Origin of the sequence: Larkinella humicola, assembly GCF_008727875.1 — a bacterium.
Lineage (GTDB): Bacteria > Bacteroidota > Bacteroidia > Cytophagales > Spirosomataceae > Larkinella > Larkinella humicola.
This window is the reverse complement of record NZ_VTWS01000001.1, coordinates 615,598-632,548: the sequence shown is the minus strand read 5'-3', so window position 1 is coordinate 632,548 and position 16,951 is coordinate 615,598. Positions and strand designations below refer to the sequence as shown.

Genomic DNA, 16,951 nt, shown 5'->3' with positions numbered 1-16,951 from the left:
CATGCAATTCTCACACCTCCATTGCCACACCCAATACTCGCTGCTCGACGGGCAGGCTGAGATCAAGAAACTGATTAAAAAAGCCAAATCCGACAACATGCCGGCCGTCGCCATCACCGACCACGGCAACATGTTCGGGGTGTTTGAGTTTGTGGCCGAAGCCGCCAAACAGGGCATCAAACCGATTGTGGGCTGTGAGTTTTACGTGGTGGAAGACCACTCCAAAAAGCAGTTTACCAAAGAACAGAAGGACATTCGCTATCATCAGCTGCTGCTGGCGAAAAACCCGCAGGGCTATAAAAACCTGATCAAGCTCTGTTCGCTGGGCTATACGGAAGGACTCTACGGGAAGTACCCCCGGATTACGAAGGAACTGATCGATCAGTACAAGGAAGGTCTGATTGCGTCCACCTGCTGCATCGGGGCGTCGGTGCCGAAAACCATTCTGAAAAAAGGCGAGGAAGCGGGTGAAAAAGAATTTCAGTGGTGGCTCGACCGGTTTGGGGAAGATTATTACGTGGAATTGCAACGCCACGAGATTCCCGATCAGATCAAGGTCAACGAAGTGCTGGTCAAATTTGCCCGGAAATACAACGTCAAAATCATTGCCTCCAACGACTCGCATTACGTGGATCGGGAAGACTGGGTGGCACACGACATCCTGCTGTGTGTCAATACGAACGAAAAACTGAGCACGCCGTCGGAAAAGGAATTCAACGATGAGGAAGGTTCTAAAAAAGGAACCCGCTTTGCGTTTTTCAGCGACCAGTTTTACTTCAAAAATACCCAGGAAATGTCGACGCTCTTCCGCGATTTGCCGGAAGCGATCGATAACACCAACGAGATTGTGGACAAGGTGGAGACGCTGAAACTGAAGCGCGACATTCTGCTGCCCAACTTCGTGATTCCCGACGGTTTTGCATCCCAGGATGACTACCTTGAATTTCTAACCTTCGAAGGGGCCAAACAACGATACCGGGTGTTGACGCCCGAAGCCGACGAGCGGTTGCGGTTTGAGCTGGGGGTGATTCGCCAGATGGGTTTTGCAGGGTACTTTCTGATCGTTTCGGATTTCATTCAGGCCGGGCGCGACCTGGGCGTGATGGTGGGACCGGGCCGGGGGTCGGCGGCTGGGTCGGCGGTGGCCTATTGCATCGGAATAACGAACATCGACCCGATCAAATACAACCTGCTGTTCGAGCGGTTTTTGAATCCCGACCGGAAGTCCATGCCCGATATTGATACCGACTTTGACGACGAAGGTCGCCAGAAGGTAATCGATTACGTAGTCAAAAAATACGGCAAACAGCAGGTAGCCCAAATCGTAACGTACGGTACGATGGCGGCCAAATCGGCCATCAAGGACGTGGCCCGAGTGATGGAACTGCCGCTGCCCGAATCGAATGCGCTGGCGAAACTGGTGCCCGACAAGCCGACGTACAACATGACCCTCAAGAAAATTTTTGAGGATTCCATCGAGTCGCTGGGCATGATGATTCAGCCGGAAGAGGTCGAGAACGTGAAAAAGATGCGGGCGATCGAGTCGGGAAATGACTTGCAGGCAAAAGTGCTGAAACAGGCCCGGAAACTGGAAGGAAACATCCGAAATACCGGTATTCACGCGGCCGGGATCATCATCGCACCCGAAGATTTATCGAACATCGTGCCGGTTTCGACGTCCAAAGAATCCGACTTGATCATTACCCAGTATGAGGGGAAAGTGATTGAGGATGCGGGGGTTATCAAGATGGACTTTCTGGGTCTGCGAAACCTCACGATCATCAAGGAAAGCCTGCGGCTGATCAAGCAAAACCACGGCGGTTTGTTTGTCAACGGCGTCGAAACCGACATTGACGACATTCCGCTCGACGACGAGGAAACGTACAAAACTTTCCAGCGCGGTGAAACGAACGCGATTTTCCAGTTCGAATCCGACGGGATGAAAAAATACATGAAAGACCTCAAACCGGACCGGTTCGAGGACTTGATTGCCATGAACGCCCTCTACCGCCCCGGCCCGATTGCCTACATTCCTAACTTTATCAACCGGAAACACGGGCGGGAAGAAGTGAAATACGATTTGCCTGAAATGGAAGAATACCTGGCAGACACCTACGGGATCACGGTTTATCAGGAGCAATTAATGCTGCTGTCGCAGAAATTGGGCAACTTCACGAAGGGGGATGCCGACGTGTTGCGGAAGGCGATGGGAAAGAAAGACCGCGCAACGCTCGACAAAATGAAGGGCAAGTTTATGGACGGTTGTGCGGCTAACAAGCTGGCCATCAAGACCTGCGAAAAAGTCTGGACCGACTGGGAAGCCTTTGCCTCCTACGCCTTTAACAAATCACACTCGACTTGTTACGCCTTTGTTGCGTACCAAACCGCGTATTTAAAAACGCATTACAAGTCGGAATACATGGCGGCCGTTTTGACCAGCTCACTGGGCAACATCGAAAAAATTACCTTCTTCATGGAAGAATGTAAAGCCATCGGCATTCCGGTTTTGGGGCCGGACATCAACGAATCGGAGCGGTTTTTCGGGGTCAACCAGAAAGGAGAAATCCGGTTTGGATTGGGTGCCATCAAAGGTACCGGCGACGCAGCGGTAGATTCCATCATTGAAGAACGCAAAAAAGGCGGGCCGTTTAAAGATGTGTACGATTTCGTAATTCGGATCAATTTGCGAACGGTCAATAAAAAAACGCTGGAAAGTCTGGCCTACGCGGGAGCCTTTGATAATCAGGAGGAATTCCACCGGGCGCAGTATTTTACCCCCGCCGAGGGAGAAACCGCCACGTATATTGAGAAACTGACGCGATACGCCAATAATTACCACGCCGAAAAGTCGGCGGCCCAGCAATCGTTGTTTGGCGGAATTGGCGGAGAACCCAACATTGCCCGGCCTAAACCGCCCGTTGTAGAGCCCTGGAGCGAGATTGAACGGCTGAAATTCGAAAAAGACGTGGTCGGTTTTTACATCTCCGGTCACCCGCTGGATGAATTTCGGATTGAACTGGAAAGTTTCTGTACCTGTACGCTCGATAAACTATTCGACGAAGCGAATCAGGGACGGGAAATTACCGTGGGCGGTATTGTGACAACCAAGCAACTCCGGCAGTCGAAAAACGGAAACCCGTTTGTGATTTTCAAACTGGAAGATTACAATGGAACGGTCGAAATGAGTTTATTCGGGGAGGATTTTGTGCGAATGGGGAATTACATCGAAGAAGGCTTGTTTCTCCATGTGAAAGGAAAACTGCAAAACCGCTGGAACTCCGACGCCTTCGAATTCCGCCCGAATTTCATTCAGTTACTAACCGAAGTCCGGACAAAATACAGCAAAGAATTGTGTGTTCAACTGGATTTGAAGCTGATTAACAATGAGTTTGTGACCAAAATTGCCGATCTGGTGAAGACCTATCCCGGTTCCTGCAACCTGATACTGCGGGTAACGGACGACGAAGACCGGGTTGACGTCAGCATGCTGTCGAGGCCGTTTAAAATCTCGCCGGTCAATGAATTACTGAAAGAATTGGACGCCATCGATGGAGTCGGCTATCGTTTGAATTAACAGTGAAGAGATTATGTTAACGTCATTGATTGAACACAATCTTGAGCCTATCAGGCAAATTGCCGCGCGACATCACGTAAGCAAATTATATGCTTTTGGCTCGGCTTGTACGGGTCATTTTAAGCAGGATAGTGACATCGATTTACTTCTCAGCTTTGATCGCGAAAAGATCAAAATTGAAGATTATGCGGATAACTATTTTGAACTGGCGGAAGAATTGGAAACGTTATTAGGACGCCCGGTTGAGTTAGTAGAAGAAGTTACTTTGCAGAATCCGTATTTCATTCGGTCGGTGAATCGTACCAAAATATCAATTTTGGAATGACCGAAGAAATCCGCAAATGTTTGACAGATATTGTAGTCTCTATAGACTCAATAGATGGCTATCTGGCAAACAATAGATCATTTCAGGTATATCAAACCAATAAAATGCTTCGCAGGGCTATGGAACGGGAACTCGAAATTATAGGAGAAGCAACCAATAATGCATTGCGTCTGGATTCTGCGCTTTCCATTTCTAATACCCGGAGAATTGTTGATACCCGAAATCGAATTATACATGCGTATGATGCTGTGAACGATACAGTTGTGTGGTCAATTGTGATCAAACACCTTCCAATTTTGAAAGGCGAAATTGTACAATTGCTTGAAAATACGAATGATTCAGTTCGTTGAACTTTTTTTCAATTCAAAACATTGTACGTACATAAGAGTTAAAGAAGACAAAAAATCGAGATACAATCATGGCAAAAGCGATTGAAATAACCGACGCCAACTTCGCAGAAGTAATCAATTCTGATATACCGGTACTTGTGGATTTTTGGGCTGAATGGTGTGGCCCCTGTAAAATGATCGGACCCGTTGTGGAACAACTGGCTGGCGAATACGAAGGCAAAGCCATCGTGGCGAAAATGGATGTGGACATGAATGCCCAGATTCCGGCCCAATTCGGTATCCGCAGCATTCCGACTTTGATGGTGTTTAAAAACGGAAAAATGGTGGACAAGGTCATTGGTGCCGTTGCCAAATCCGTTCTGGAACAGAAATTAGTAGCCCAATTGTAAGAATTGCGTGCTATTTTATCATAGATTGCCAAAGCCCGACAGCCATGTTGGGCTTTTTTGTTTGCATTTTGGGTGATTGAGTCACAATCTACTTGTCAAAGCTTGCCCGGTTTCGCGTTTTGGCCTATCTTACGAAGGAACGAATACCGCCTTTACACCCTGTACGATGCGATCACTTTTCTTCCTGCTTATTCTCCTGAGTGCATTACCCGCCTGGACGCAGGCTTTCCGACCCGACGAAGTCAAACGCTGGCAGCAGCGGGCCAAAGGCATCACCATCACCCGCGACACCTGGGATATTCCGCACATTTACGGAAAAACCGATGCTGACGTCGTTTTCGGGCTGTTGTATTCCCAATGCGAAGACGATTTTGCGCGGGTGGAAGAAAATTACATCGATGCCCTTGGCCGCATGGCCGAGGTCGACGGCGAAGACGCCCTGTACCACGATCTCCGCGCCCGGCTTTTTATGGACACCACGCAGGCCATGGCGATCTACAAAAAATCACCGGCCTGGATGAAAAAACTGCTGGATGCCTTTGCCGAGGGGACGAACTATTATTTGGCCACACACCCCAATGTCAAACCGCGCTTATTAACGCGGTTTCAGCCCTGGATGCCCCTCATGTTCAGCGAAGGTAGCATCGGCGGGAACCTGAGTGTTATTTCTACGGAGCGGATCAAAGCGTTTTATACCATTTCGAAATGGTCGGCGCAGGCGTATGATTTTGAGAAGACCGATCGCGAACCCGTCGGATCGAACGGTTTTGCCATTGCGCCTTCTAAAACCGCATCGAAAAACGCCATGCTGTTGATTAATCCTCACACCTCGTTCTATTTCCGGTCGGAAGTGCATGTGGTCAGTAAAAAAGGCTTGAATGCATACGGGGCTGTAACCTGGGGGCAGTTTTTTGTCTACCAGGGGTTTAACCAGAATTGTGGCTGGATGCACACCTCCGGTGATGCCGACTCGATGGACGAGTACCTGGAAACGGTTGAAAAGAAAGACGGCATTTACCAGTACAAATCCGGTACGGAATGGCGTCCGGTGAAAACCGAAACGATCTCGTTGCCCTACAAATCCGGAAATGAAATCAAGCACAAAGACTTTACAATTTACCGCACGCACCACGGCCCGGTGGCGGGTCAGCTCGGTGACAAGTGGATCACCATCAGCATGATGAACGACCCGTTGAATGCGCTGGCGCAATCGTATCTGCGGACGAAGGCCAAAGATTACAAGAGCTATCAGAACGTCATGAAGCTCAATGGTAATGCGACCAACAACACGGTTTATGCCGACCGCCGGGGAACGATAGCGTATTGGCACGGAAATTTTATCCCGAAACGAAACCCGAAATTCAACTGGAACGAGCCCGTCGATGGGAGCGATCCGGAAACGGACTGGAAAGGACTACACGACATCACCGAGATTGTGCAGGTGAAAAACCCGGTTAGCGGCTGGATTCAGAACTGCAATTCAACGCCGTTTTCCGTTTCGGGACCCAGCAGCCCGGCCATCAGCCAGTATCCGACCTACATGGCACCGGATGCCGAAAATTACCGGGGCGTCAACGCGGTCCAGGTGTTGAGCCAGAAGTCGGTTTTCACGTTGGATACACTGATTGCGGCCGCCAACGACCCCCATCTGCCCGGTTTTGACGACCTGATTCCGTCGCTGGTGCAGGCCTATAAAACCGTTTCTGCCAAGTCAGAGGAACCGTCCAAACCGTTGGGCGAAGCCATTGACCTGCTAAACAACTGGGATAAAACGTACGGAACAACTTCAGTGGCCACCACGCTGGCGGTTTTCTGGGGCGAAAAGATTCAACGGCTGGCCCGTGCGCAAATCAAAGGAAATCAGCGGTTTGACTTTCTGACGTTTACGGACTACGTCGTGAAAAACACAAGCCCGAAGGATAAAGTGAAAGCACTTGCCGAAGTGCTGGAGGAGCTTACGCGGGATTTTGGCACCTGGAAAACCCCCTGGGGCGAAATCAACCGGTTTCAGCGACTTACCGGAAAAATTAAAGAAACCTTCGATGATCAGAAGCCCAGCTTTCCGGTCGGTTTCACCTCCGCTACCTGGGGATCGCTGGCGTCATTTGGAGCACGGACCTATCCCGGAACGAAAAAAAGATACGGCAGTGTGGGCAATAGTTTTGTCGCTGTCGTGGAGTTTGGCGATCGCGTGAAAGCCCGGACGGTTGTCAACGGCGGCCACAGCAGCGACCCGGCTTCTCCGCATTTCAATGATCAGTCCGCGCTGTTCAGTGCCGGGAAATTCAAGGACATCTGGTTCTACCCGGAAGATATTCAGCAACACGTTGGCAGGACGTATCATCCTGGGGAATAGGATTTCTAATTTCAAATGAAAAAGGTTGAATGTTGAATGTAAAAGTGGCATAACGCTCTTTAAACACTTTTACATTCAACATTCAACCTTTTTCATTTGAAATTCTTTATGAAACAATTTACTGAAACATCCGAATGATGGCGAGAACTTCTTCGCCGATCATTTTGACTTTCGTTTTTCCGAACCCTTTTACGGTTAATAATTCATCCAGCGTTTTGGGCCGGATGCGGCTTAGTTCCAGGATCGTTTTCCGGGGAAGCACCATGTACCCGGCACTGTCGTTTTCACCGGCCAGATCATCCCGCCATTTCGTCAGAGCTTTGTAGAGGCTGGTACCGTTTTTACTACCGCTGCTGTCGGACGGCTCACCGGTTTTCCGACGCTCCTTTAATTTCCGGTTCGGCTGAAAAGCCAGTTCAGATTCGTTGCGTGCTTTCAGGTACGCCAGTGCTTCAAAACCGCTTCGGCAACCGTCGAAACAGTGCATTTTGATGAACAATTCTTTCTCCAGTTCTTCCAGTGATTCGCGCAGGGACTCCTGAACCAGTTTGTTATCGGAACCGGTTGGATAATAATAAAGAATGGGTAATAGTTCGTTATTGATCAGGTTGTAGAAGTAAGAGCCCGCTTTTCGAATGCGCTCTTGCAACGGCTGGTTATCCTCCGGCAAGAGATTTTCGGCAAAGTAGGCCGGCAGTTGCTGGCGGAACCGCATGGCTAAACTACCGGCTTTTTCGTGGAAGTGGGTCTTAAAATGAGTCAGAATTTGCCCGGCCCCTTCATCCAGACTGGAAACATTTTCAGTAACCAGCCGCAGCGATTTGTTGATCAAATACTCCGATCGGTCGAACAGAAACAGGTCCAGCAGCAGGTTTTCCTGGTTGATTTGCTTCGAATTCCACAACTCCTGTTCGTCGGGCGTTTGCAATTGAACCTGTTCGTGGAATTCCTCCAGCATCAGCTCGGTTTTAATGCTGTGGGAGGGTATGGGCGCACGCAGCACCAGCCCATCCAGCGATTTGCAGCGACTCAGGGCCACATATACCTGCCCGTGAGCGAAGGCCGAAGCCGCGTCGATAATGGCTTTTTCAAACGTTAGGCCCTGGCTTTTATGAATCGTAATGGCCCAGGCCAGTTTGAGCGGATATTGAACAAATTTACCGACCGGCTCTTCTTTGATTTCATTGGTAGTCGCATCCAGCGAATACCGGATGTTCGTCCACTCCATTCGATCCACGGCGAGTGTTTCGATTTCTTTGGGACATTTTACATAAATAAAATCGTCGTCGATGTCGGTTATTTGCCCAATTTTTCCGTTATAGAACAGCTTTTCGCGGGAAATATCATTTTTGATGAACATCACCTGCGCACCCACTTTCAGTTCCAGGCTGGCATCAGTGGGGTAAGCGTGGGCGGGAAATTCGCCTTCGAGGGTGGCTTCAAAGGTGTGGGAGGGCGTCTTTAAGGCCCGCAATTTCTGATTGTTGATTTGCTGGGCCGCGTTGTTATGGGTCGATAGGGTGATGAATCCTTCGCTGTCGTCCGGTGAAAAATCGGCAATATACCGTTGGTTCAACTCGTCCAATTGCAAATGCGTGACGCGTTTTTCGCGAATGCTGTTCAGAATCTCGATGAAGCGCTGGTCGGACTGCCGGTAAATGTGCTGGAGTTCGATTGAGATATACGGCGTTTTGCGGAGGGCGCGACTCCCGAAAAAATACCCGGTTTCGTAATAGGGTTTCAGAAAAGCCCAGTCGTCGTCCCGAATCACCGGCGGTAACTGCTGCATGTCACCAATGAGCAGCAACTGAACGCCCCCAAAGGGTTCGGAACGATGCCGGTAGCGTCGCAGTACTTCATCGATGCCGTCGAGCACATCGGCGCGAACCATGCTGATTTCATCGACAATTAACAGATCAAGTGTCCGGAATAATTTGATTTTTTCCCGGTTTATTTTTTTGGATTCCTGACCGGCCGTTCCCGGAACCAGCGGGCCAAACGGCAATTGAAACAGCGAATGAATGGTGACGCCCCCGGCGTTGATGGCGGCCACGCCGGTGGGAGCCACTACCGCCAGTCGTTTGGATGTCAACTGTTTAATTTCGTGCAAAAATGTTGTTTTCCCCGTACCGGCTTTTCCCGTCAAAAAGACATTTCGATTGGTATGCAGGATGAAGTCGTGCGCAAGCTGGAGCTTTTCGTTTACAATGGTGGGCATAAAGAAACAACTAATAAACAGATAGCGGATAGCAAGTTACAGATTGGGAGGAACGTGCCAGTTTTTCCCGGAAAAGGTGAAGATAGCAAAAGGAAAGGGGACTGCCAATCCTTTTTTTGCCCCAAACCGCTTTCCAGATTTACGGTGGGCAGGCAGCGGTTTTGCTCGCATTGCTCTCGAAATAGCACTATTCTGGTAACAAAATTTATTAATTGAAAGAATCCTGGTAAAGAAAAAATCATACTGACTGTAGAGCTTGCGGTTTTGGTGTCTGCGACTTATTTTTACTCATCATATCATCTGATGACTACCGATACGATCTTAATCAAGCGCGAGAGTCTGGCCGATGCGGTTGTCAACAAGCTCCAGCACCAAATCGCGTCGAACCACTACAAAATTGGCGAAAGGCTGCCTTCCGAACCCGAACTCATGCACCAGTTTGGCGTGGGCCGCTCAACCATCCGGGAAGCGATTCGCATTCTGGTCAACAAGGGACTCATTCGGGTACAGCAGGGCGTCGGCACCTTCGTGGAACTCCAGCAGAACAGCGTCGAGCCGTTTCACCAGAGTTTGTCGCGGGCCGAGGGCGACGATGTGAACGAGGTTCGCCAGTTGCTGGAACTCAAAATTGCCGAGAAAGCCGCCCTGAACCGGACGCAGGAAGACATTGATGTCATGACCGGTTATCTGCAAAAACGGCACGAAGCCGCCCTGCAAAACCGCCCGGAAGAATGCATCGAAGCCGATATTCAATTTCACATCCGCCTGGCAATGGCATCGAAAAATGAAGTTCTCGTGGATCTCTACCGGATCATTGCCAATAAAATGAAGAAGTCGTTTATGGAAGTTTTTATAACGACGGAGACGTTGCTGAGTAAACAAACCATGCACACCTCCCTGCTGCAAAGTGTTGCCGACCGTGATCCTAAAAAAGCATGGTATTGGGCAGCAAAGATTACGGGCCAGATCCGGTAGTGCGTTCGATACCCGTAGATTCCAACTTCTAACCAAGGACAGTACGTTATGGATTTAATCCGATCAGCCCTTCGCAAACCCATTACCGTGCTGGTATTGGTGGCGGGTTTATTTTATTTCGGTGTCGGTGCCGTTCGCACGATCAAAATCGACATTTTTCCCAATCTGGATTTGCCGGTTATTTACATTTCCCACCCCTTTGGCGGTTACACACCCAACCAGATGGAGTCGTTTTTCGGGAAACAGTACGTCAATCTCCTGCTTTATGTGTCGGGGGTGAAAAGCATCGAAACCAAAAATATTCAGGGACTTACGCTGATCAAATTATCGTTTTACGAAGGTACGAACATGGCCCAGGCGGCCGCCGAAGTGTCGTCGTATACCAACCGGGCGCAGGCCATTTTTCCACCCGGATCGCAGCCGCCTTTCATCCTTCGGTTCGATGCCTCAACCTTGCCGGTGGGGCAGTTGGTGTTGAGCAGCCCCATCCGAACCAACAACGAACTGCAGGACATGGCGAATGTGTACATACGGGCCGGTTTCAGTTCAATTCCCGGTCTGGTAGCACCGGCGCCCTTCGGGGGCAATTCGCGAACCATTGTCATTAAAGCCGACCCGGCCTTGCTGCGCTCTCACAATCTTACGCCTGATCAGTTGGTAGCGGCTTTACGGATTAATAACCAGGCAACTCCCGCCGGGAACGTGCGGGTGGGTGACCTGAATTATTTTACGCCCGCCAACACCACCATCAGGGAAGTTAAAGACTTTGAAAACATTCCGTTATACACCGGAACGGTTCAGAACATCTACCTCAAGGATGTGGCTAAAGTGGAAGATGGTGCGGATATTACGTCGGGTTATGTGTTGGTCAATGGGCGTCGTTCGGTGTATTTGCCCATTACCAAATCAGCCGATGCCTCCACGTGGGAAGTGGTTCAGAATCTGAAAAAAGAATTGCCCCGGTTTCAGTCGTTGTTACCCGAAGATGTTAAGTTGTCGTATGAGTTTGACCAGTCAGTTTATGTCATCAATTCGGTCGAAAGTTTGATAACCGAAGGCGTCATTGGCGCCATTTTGACCGGGTTAATGGTGCTGCTCTTTCTGGGCGATCCGCGTGGGGCATTGATCGTTATTATTACCATTCCGATCTGTATTATCTCCGGGGTTTTATTCCTATCGCTATTCGGGCAAACCATCAACATCATGACGTTGAGCGGGTTGTCGCTGGCCATCGGAATTCTGGTAGACGAATCGACCGTAACGATCGAAAATATACACCAGCATCTGGACATGAAAAAGCCCAAGGCGCTGGCCATCTGGGATGCCTGTCAGGAAATCGCCTTCTCTAAACTACTGATTCTCTTCTGTATTCTGGCGGTTTTTGCCCCGGCCTTCACCATGAAAGGCATACCGGGTGCCTTGTTTTTACCGCTTTCGCTGGCCATCGCGTTTTCCATGATTACGTCCTACATCATGGCCCAGACGCTGGTGCCGGTGCTGGCAAACTGGCTGATGAAAGCGCACGTCATTAAAACCAACGGAATAGCCGGGAAACAAGACGCCAGACTGGCCCAGTCGATTCCGGTGGCGGCCCAGTCGTCGGAAGAACGCATCCTGAGCGGAAAACAGAAACTAGCGCACCAGGCTGACCTCAACAACGATGGTAAAATCGGTCGTTTCGAGCGGCTTCGGATCAATTTTGTGCGGTTTATTTCGTGGACGATTCCCTATAAAAAATCCATAACCGTCGGCTATGTCGTGATCGCACTGGCCAGCACGGCTTTCTTTTTATCGATCATCGGGCGGGACGTGTTGCCTCGGGTCAATGCCGGGCAGTTTCAGGTTCGCCTTCGGGCTCAGGATGGTACGCGGCTTGAGAAAACCGAAACTACGATGCTCAAAGCCATTGATGTTTTACACGACCTGGTGGGAAAAGAGAACGTCGATATTACCTCGGCTATGGTGGGGATGCACGGATCACAGTTTTCAACCAGTCCGATTTACCTCTTCATGGCCGGTCCGCAGGAAGGGGTGTTGCAGGTAAGTTTAAATCACGATTATGACGTCGATCTGGATCAGCTAAAGGACCAGTACCGGGATAAAATGAAGGCCGCTTTGCCGGATATAAAACTCTCCTTTGAACCGATAGAGTTAACCGATAAAATTTTGAGTCAGGGTTCGCCTACACCGATTGAAGTGAAGGTGATCGGGAAAAATAAACCGCAAAACGAAGAATATGCCCAAAAGGTAATTGCCAGTTTGAAAAAAATCCCTTACCTGCGGGATGTTCAGATTGGTCAGGCGATAAATTATCCCGCAATTAACATCGAAATTGATCGGATCCGGGCCGCGCAGTTGGGAACGGACGTCTCGGCAATTTCACGTTCCCTGACGGCGTCGACATCCTCGTCGCGGTTCACTGAAAAAAATGTTTGGATTGATCCGAAAAGTGCGCAGATGTACAGTGTTCAGGTGGTGGTCCCCGAAAGCAAAATGGCGAACATCAGCGATATTGGCGAAATTCCGGTGACGCCCAACGCCAACCGACCGGTGCTGAGCGATATTGCCACCATAAAAAAAGGCCGGACCTACGGCGAAAATGACAACATCGGAGCCGTACCGGTCTTGTCCGTGACGGCTAATTTGAACGATATGGATTTGGGAACGGCGACGAAAGACGTGAACAACGCCATTGCCGATCTGGGAGAATTGCCGCGCGGCTTACTCATCGAAACCCGGGGGTTAACACAGGTGCTGACCGAAACCCTGGATAGTTTACAAACCGGTCTGCTAACGGCCATCATCGTGATCTTCCTGATGCTGGCGGCTAACTTCCAGTCGTTTAAAGTATCGCTGGTCGTTTTGTGTACCGTTCCGGCGGTTTTGGCGGGCTCCCTGGCCCTGTTGCTGCTGACGGGTTCTACGCTCAATCTGCAATCGTACATGGGCATGATTATGTCGGTAGGGGTGTCCATTTCCAACGCCGTGTTGCTGGTGACCAATGCCGAGCAGTTGCGGATGAAAAACCACAACGCCTTGCTGGCGGCCAAAGAAGCCGCTTCGCTGCGGATGCGGCCCATTCTGATGACCAGCGTGGCGATGGTGGTGGGCATGCTTCCGATGGCCCTCGGATTTGGTGAAGGCGGTTCACAAACCGCCCCGCTGGGCCGGGCCGTCATTGGCGGACTGATCGCTTCGACGTTTGCGGCTTTGCATATTTTGCCGCTGGTATTTGCCTGGGTGCAGGAAAAATCATCGACCCAGTCGGTTTCGTTGGACCCTGAAGATAAAGAAAGTAAACATTATATTCCCGGCGTATATGAATCGGTTAATTAACAGAGTAGGGTTTTCAGTATTGGCGGTTATTTCCGGCATTTTGGTGGTCAGTTCCCTGAATGGATGCCACTCGAGCGACGGAAAAACGGAAAAAACGGCCGTAGCGGAGGAGCCGGAGCCGCTGGAAGTGATTGCGTTGCGCAAGGGCAAACTCTCGTCGAGCCTGCAGATTCCCGGCGAACTGGTGGCGTTTCGGGATGTGGATCTGTACGCCAAGGTGAGCGGCTTTATTAAATCCATTCATGCCGACGTGGGCACGGAAGTGAAAGAAGGGCAGTTGCTGGCCCTGGCCGAAGCCCCCGAACTGAACGCACAACTGGCGGCTGCCCAGTCGAGACTGAAGTCGCAGGAAGCCTTGTACATCGCCAGCAAGGCCAATTACGACCGCTATGTGGATGCCGCCAAAACACCGGGAACCGTCGCCCAAACGATGATTGAACAGACGCTGGCGAAAAAAGAATCGGATCTGGCCCAACTGGAAGCCGCCAAATCGTCGTACCGGGAAGTGGCTGACATGCGCAAATACCTGGAAATCCGGGCGCCCTTCAGCGGGATTATCAGTCTGCGGAATGCCAGCACCGGGGCCTACATCGGGCCGTCGGGAAAGGGTTCGGAGTTTCCGCTGTTCGTACTGACGGAACAAAAACGGCTGCGGCTGGTCATTGCCGTTCCCGAAGCCTACACGGGGTATGTTGATCTAAACGATGAGGTGACGTTTACCGTGAAAGCCTATCCCGATAAAAAATTCAGCGGGAAAGTGAAACGGCTGGCGGGGGCGCTCGACAAACGCCTGCGCTCGGAACGAACCGAAGTGGATGTCATCAATACCGACCGCAAACTCCTGCCGGGTATGATTGCAGAGGTGACCATTCCGTTACCGACCAAAAATACGACTTTCGTGGTGCCCAAATCCGCCGTCATCAATGCCACAACAGGCGTTTTCATCGTCAAAGTGATCAATCAGAAGGCCGAATGGGTTCCGGTTCAGAAAGGGCTGGAAGACGGCGACAGCGTCGAGGTGTTTGGCGAAGTGAAAGAAGGCGATCAGATTCTAACCACCGCCACGGAAGAAGTGCGGAACGGTTCTGCCATTCGCTCGGTAAAACAACGGACGTAGTCGCCGGAGAGTCGGTTTTAGGAATCGATGGCGTTTAGAATCACCGCACAGGCTTCCCGAATCTGCTCCTCGGTGATGATCAGCGGGGGCGCAATGCGCATGGAATTGTCGCAGAACAGAAACCAGTCCGTAATCACGCCCTTCGCAATGGCCCGGTCAATGACCGGTTTTAAAACGTCGAACGATTCAAATTCGGCCGCCAGCATCAGCCCTTTACCCCGGACTTCTTTGATGGCCGGATGTACCAGCAACTGCTTGAACAACTGGCCTTTGGCTTCGGCCTGTTCGTGCAGTTTTCCGTCCAGAACAACGCGCAGGGTAGCTAGCGAAGCCGCCGAGCAAACCGGGTGGCCCCCAAACGTCGTGATGTGGCCCAGAATCGGGTTGGTTTTGAAAACGCTCATGATTTCCGCCGAACTGATGAACGCGCCGATCGGCATACCACCCCCCATGCCTTTGGCGCAAACCAGCACGTCGGGAACAACTCCAAAATCTTCGAAGGCCCAGAAGGTTCCGGTTCGCCCAAAACCGGTTTGAATTTCATCAAAAACCAGCAACGCGCCCACCTCCGTACACCGTTGCCGCACGGCCTGAAGATACGAGGCTTTCGGCACGCGAACGCCCGCTTCGCCCTGCACCACTTCCAGAATCACGGCAGCGGTTTTTGGGGTGATTTTCTCCAGGTGCTGCCAGTCACCGTGCTGGATGTGCCGAATGCCGGGGAGGAGGGGGCGGAAGCTTCGTTTGAAATTCTCACTCCCCGACAGCGAAAGCGCGCCCTGTGTGGCCCCGTGGTAGGCATTGAAACAGGAAATGATTTCCCGCCGTCCCGTAAAGCGTTTGGCCAGCTTCATGGTGCCTTCGATGGCTTCCGTACCGGAGTTGGTGAAATAGACGCTGGATAGCGGTTCCGGCAGCGTTTGGGCTAGCGCGTGGGCCAGTTCAACCTGGGGCGTCTGCACATATTCGCCGTAGACCATCAAATGCAGGTATTTATCCAGTTGCTCCTGAATGGCCGTCAGCACGCGCGGATGGCGGTGACCAACGTTGCTCACGCCGATGCCGGAGATCAGATCGATGTAGCGCTGGCCGGTTCCGTACAGATAAATGCCCTCCGCCCGCTCGATTTCGAGAGCCAGGGGAAAGTCGGACGTTTGGGCGACATGCTGAAAAAACAGTTGCCGGTGGGTTACTACTGTGTTGTTCTTCAAGGAAATAGTTAGTTGCCGGTGCAAAAATACACCTATATAACGCTTGGGCGAAATCGGTAAGTTTATTAACTTTATTAGTTATGAAATTTTCCTGCCTATGAAGCTAATCTACCTGTCTGTTATTCTGGGAATTTTGCTGGTTTCGAAGGGGTGGTCCCAGGACGTGTATTACGAACCGGGTCAGTCGCATATTCCCGGAACCTATGATTTTCTGCTCAAAAATGGCACCACAATACGCGGCCAATTCGTCCGGCGGGATAGCGCTTCGTATCTCATCCGAACCAAAAAGGAGGGCGACCGGCTGCTGGCAGCCCATGAGATTCAGCGCGCCGATCTGGTTGGGGGCACCCTCCGCAGTGGCCCTGACTTTCCGAACGGTTTTCCCTTCCGGTTATTTTTGATGCCCACGGCGTATATGCCCGAAAAAAAGAGCCTGTATTTTCAAAGCAGCTACGTTTTGTTCAGTCGGCTGGATGTGGGAATTACCAAAAACCTGAGTGTGGGTACGACCTTTCAAACCCTGAATCCCCGAAATTTTCACACGTTTTCGGCCAAATACGGTACTAAATTGATGCACCGAACCCACATCGCGCTGAATGTCCAGTACATCGGTATTCGTCTGAATGAACACCTGTTAACCAAACTGGGATTAGCCCAGGGCGTGGTGACCGTGGGGGATGCGGATCGCAACATAACCGTGGGAGCCGGTGTGACTTTCTCCCGGCAGGGCATTGCTTCATCGGGCGTTGTCACCATCGGCTACGTCCGCAAATTGACACCGGATCTGACGTTCATCAATCAGAACAACATTCTGGTGGGAGAAGCCATTGAGCCGCAATATACCTACCTCTCCGGTTTGACTTCGGCGGGCTTGCGGTTCAACCGCCGTCGACACGCATTCGATACGGCGATTCTGCTACCCGTCTACAGTTCGAACGGCCTGATTCGCACCAGCCCACTGCCGTATCTGAGTTACATGGTTCGGCTTGGGAAATGAGAGTTTTGGGTTGACGATGGACCATCGACCATTGACGATCGACCATTGGTAATGGTCAATCAGTACTGTACGAAGGATTTAAAACAATTGGTAAACCGCTTTT

At 50.9% G+C, this 16,951-nt stretch carries 11 protein-coding genes; 9 read left to right on the top strand and 2 right to left on the bottom strand.

Features of this window, described 5'->3' with window-relative positions:
• Position 1: 1 nt before the first annotated feature.
• The 5 genes from dnaE (at position 2) to F0P93_RS02695 (ending at position 6,994) form a co-directional block, all read left to right on the top strand.
• Positions 2-3,574, top strand: coding sequence for a DNA polymerase III subunit alpha (gene dnaE / locus F0P93_RS02715; protein WP_150874826.1), 3,573 nt, complete (start codon positions 2-4; stop codon positions 3,572-3,574).
• Between the two features lie 13 nt (positions 3,575-3,587).
• Positions 3,588-3,899 (top strand): nucleotidyltransferase family protein, encoded by a 312-nt coding sequence (locus F0P93_RS02710; RefSeq protein WP_150874825.1) that lies wholly within the window; start codon positions 3,588-3,590, stop codon positions 3,897-3,899.
• Positions 3,896-4,249, top strand: coding sequence for a HepT-like ribonuclease domain-containing protein (locus F0P93_RS02705; protein ID WP_150874824.1), 354 nt, complete (start codon positions 3,896-3,898; stop codon positions 4,247-4,249). The genes F0P93_RS02710 and F0P93_RS02705 overlap by 4 nt, the downstream gene beginning before the upstream one ends.
• A gap of 68 nt (positions 4,250-4,317) precedes the next feature.
• Positions 4,318-4,638 carry a thioredoxin gene (gene trxA / locus F0P93_RS02700; protein ID WP_114406522.1) on the top strand — a complete coding sequence of 107 codons (321 nt, stop codon included), beginning with the start codon at positions 4,318-4,320 and terminating at the stop codon, positions 4,636-4,638.
• Positions 4,639-4,804: 166 nt separating this feature from the next.
• Positions 4,805-6,994, top strand: a complete 2,190-nt coding sequence (locus F0P93_RS02695) for a penicillin acylase family protein (protein WP_150874823.1) — start codon at positions 4,805-4,807, stop codon at positions 6,992-6,994.
• Positions 6,995-7,112: 118 nt separating this feature from the next.
• Here the strand turns inward: F0P93_RS02695 and F0P93_RS02690 are convergent, their stop codons facing one another.
• The gene (locus F0P93_RS02690) at positions 7,113-9,212 is read right to left on the bottom strand and encodes an HRDC domain-containing protein (RefSeq protein ID WP_150874822.1); all 2,100 of its coding nucleotides are present in this window, start codon (positions 9,210-9,212) and stop codon (positions 7,113-7,115) included.
• Between the two features lie 303 nt (positions 9,213-9,515).
• Here F0P93_RS02690 and F0P93_RS02685 point away from each other — a divergent pair, with 303 nt between their 5' ends.
• From F0P93_RS02685 to F0P93_RS02675, 3 genes are read left to right on the top strand one after another with little or no spacing between them, the layout of a single operon-like run.
• Positions 9,516-10,187, top strand: a complete 672-nt coding sequence (locus F0P93_RS02685; RefSeq protein WP_150874821.1) for a FadR/GntR family transcriptional regulator — start codon at positions 9,516-9,518, stop codon at positions 10,185-10,187.
• 48 nt (positions 10,188-10,235) lie between these two features.
• Positions 10,236-13,523, top strand: coding sequence for an efflux RND transporter permease subunit (locus F0P93_RS02680; protein ID WP_150874820.1), 3,288 nt, complete (start codon positions 10,236-10,238; stop codon positions 13,521-13,523).
• Positions 13,507-14,640, top strand: a complete 1,134-nt coding sequence (locus F0P93_RS02675; protein WP_150874819.1) for an efflux RND transporter periplasmic adaptor subunit — start codon at positions 13,507-13,509, stop codon at positions 14,638-14,640. Before F0P93_RS02680 ends, F0P93_RS02675 begins: the two co-directional genes overlap by 17 nt.
• A gap of 17 nt (positions 14,641-14,657) precedes the next feature.
• On the opposite strand, the gene F0P93_RS02670 is transcribed toward F0P93_RS02675, so the two are convergent.
• Positions 14,658-15,857 carry an aspartate aminotransferase family protein gene (locus tag F0P93_RS02670; protein WP_374756765.1) on the bottom strand — a complete coding sequence of 400 codons (1,200 nt, stop codon included), beginning with the start codon at positions 15,855-15,857 and terminating at the stop codon, positions 14,658-14,660.
• Between the two features lie 91 nt (positions 15,858-15,948).
• Here F0P93_RS02670 and F0P93_RS02665 point away from each other — a divergent pair, with 91 nt between their 5' ends.
• Entirely contained in the window at positions 15,949-16,848 is a 900-nt protein-coding gene (locus F0P93_RS02665; RefSeq protein ID WP_150874817.1) for a hypothetical protein, read from the top strand.
• Positions 16,849-16,951 lie beyond the last annotated feature (103 nt).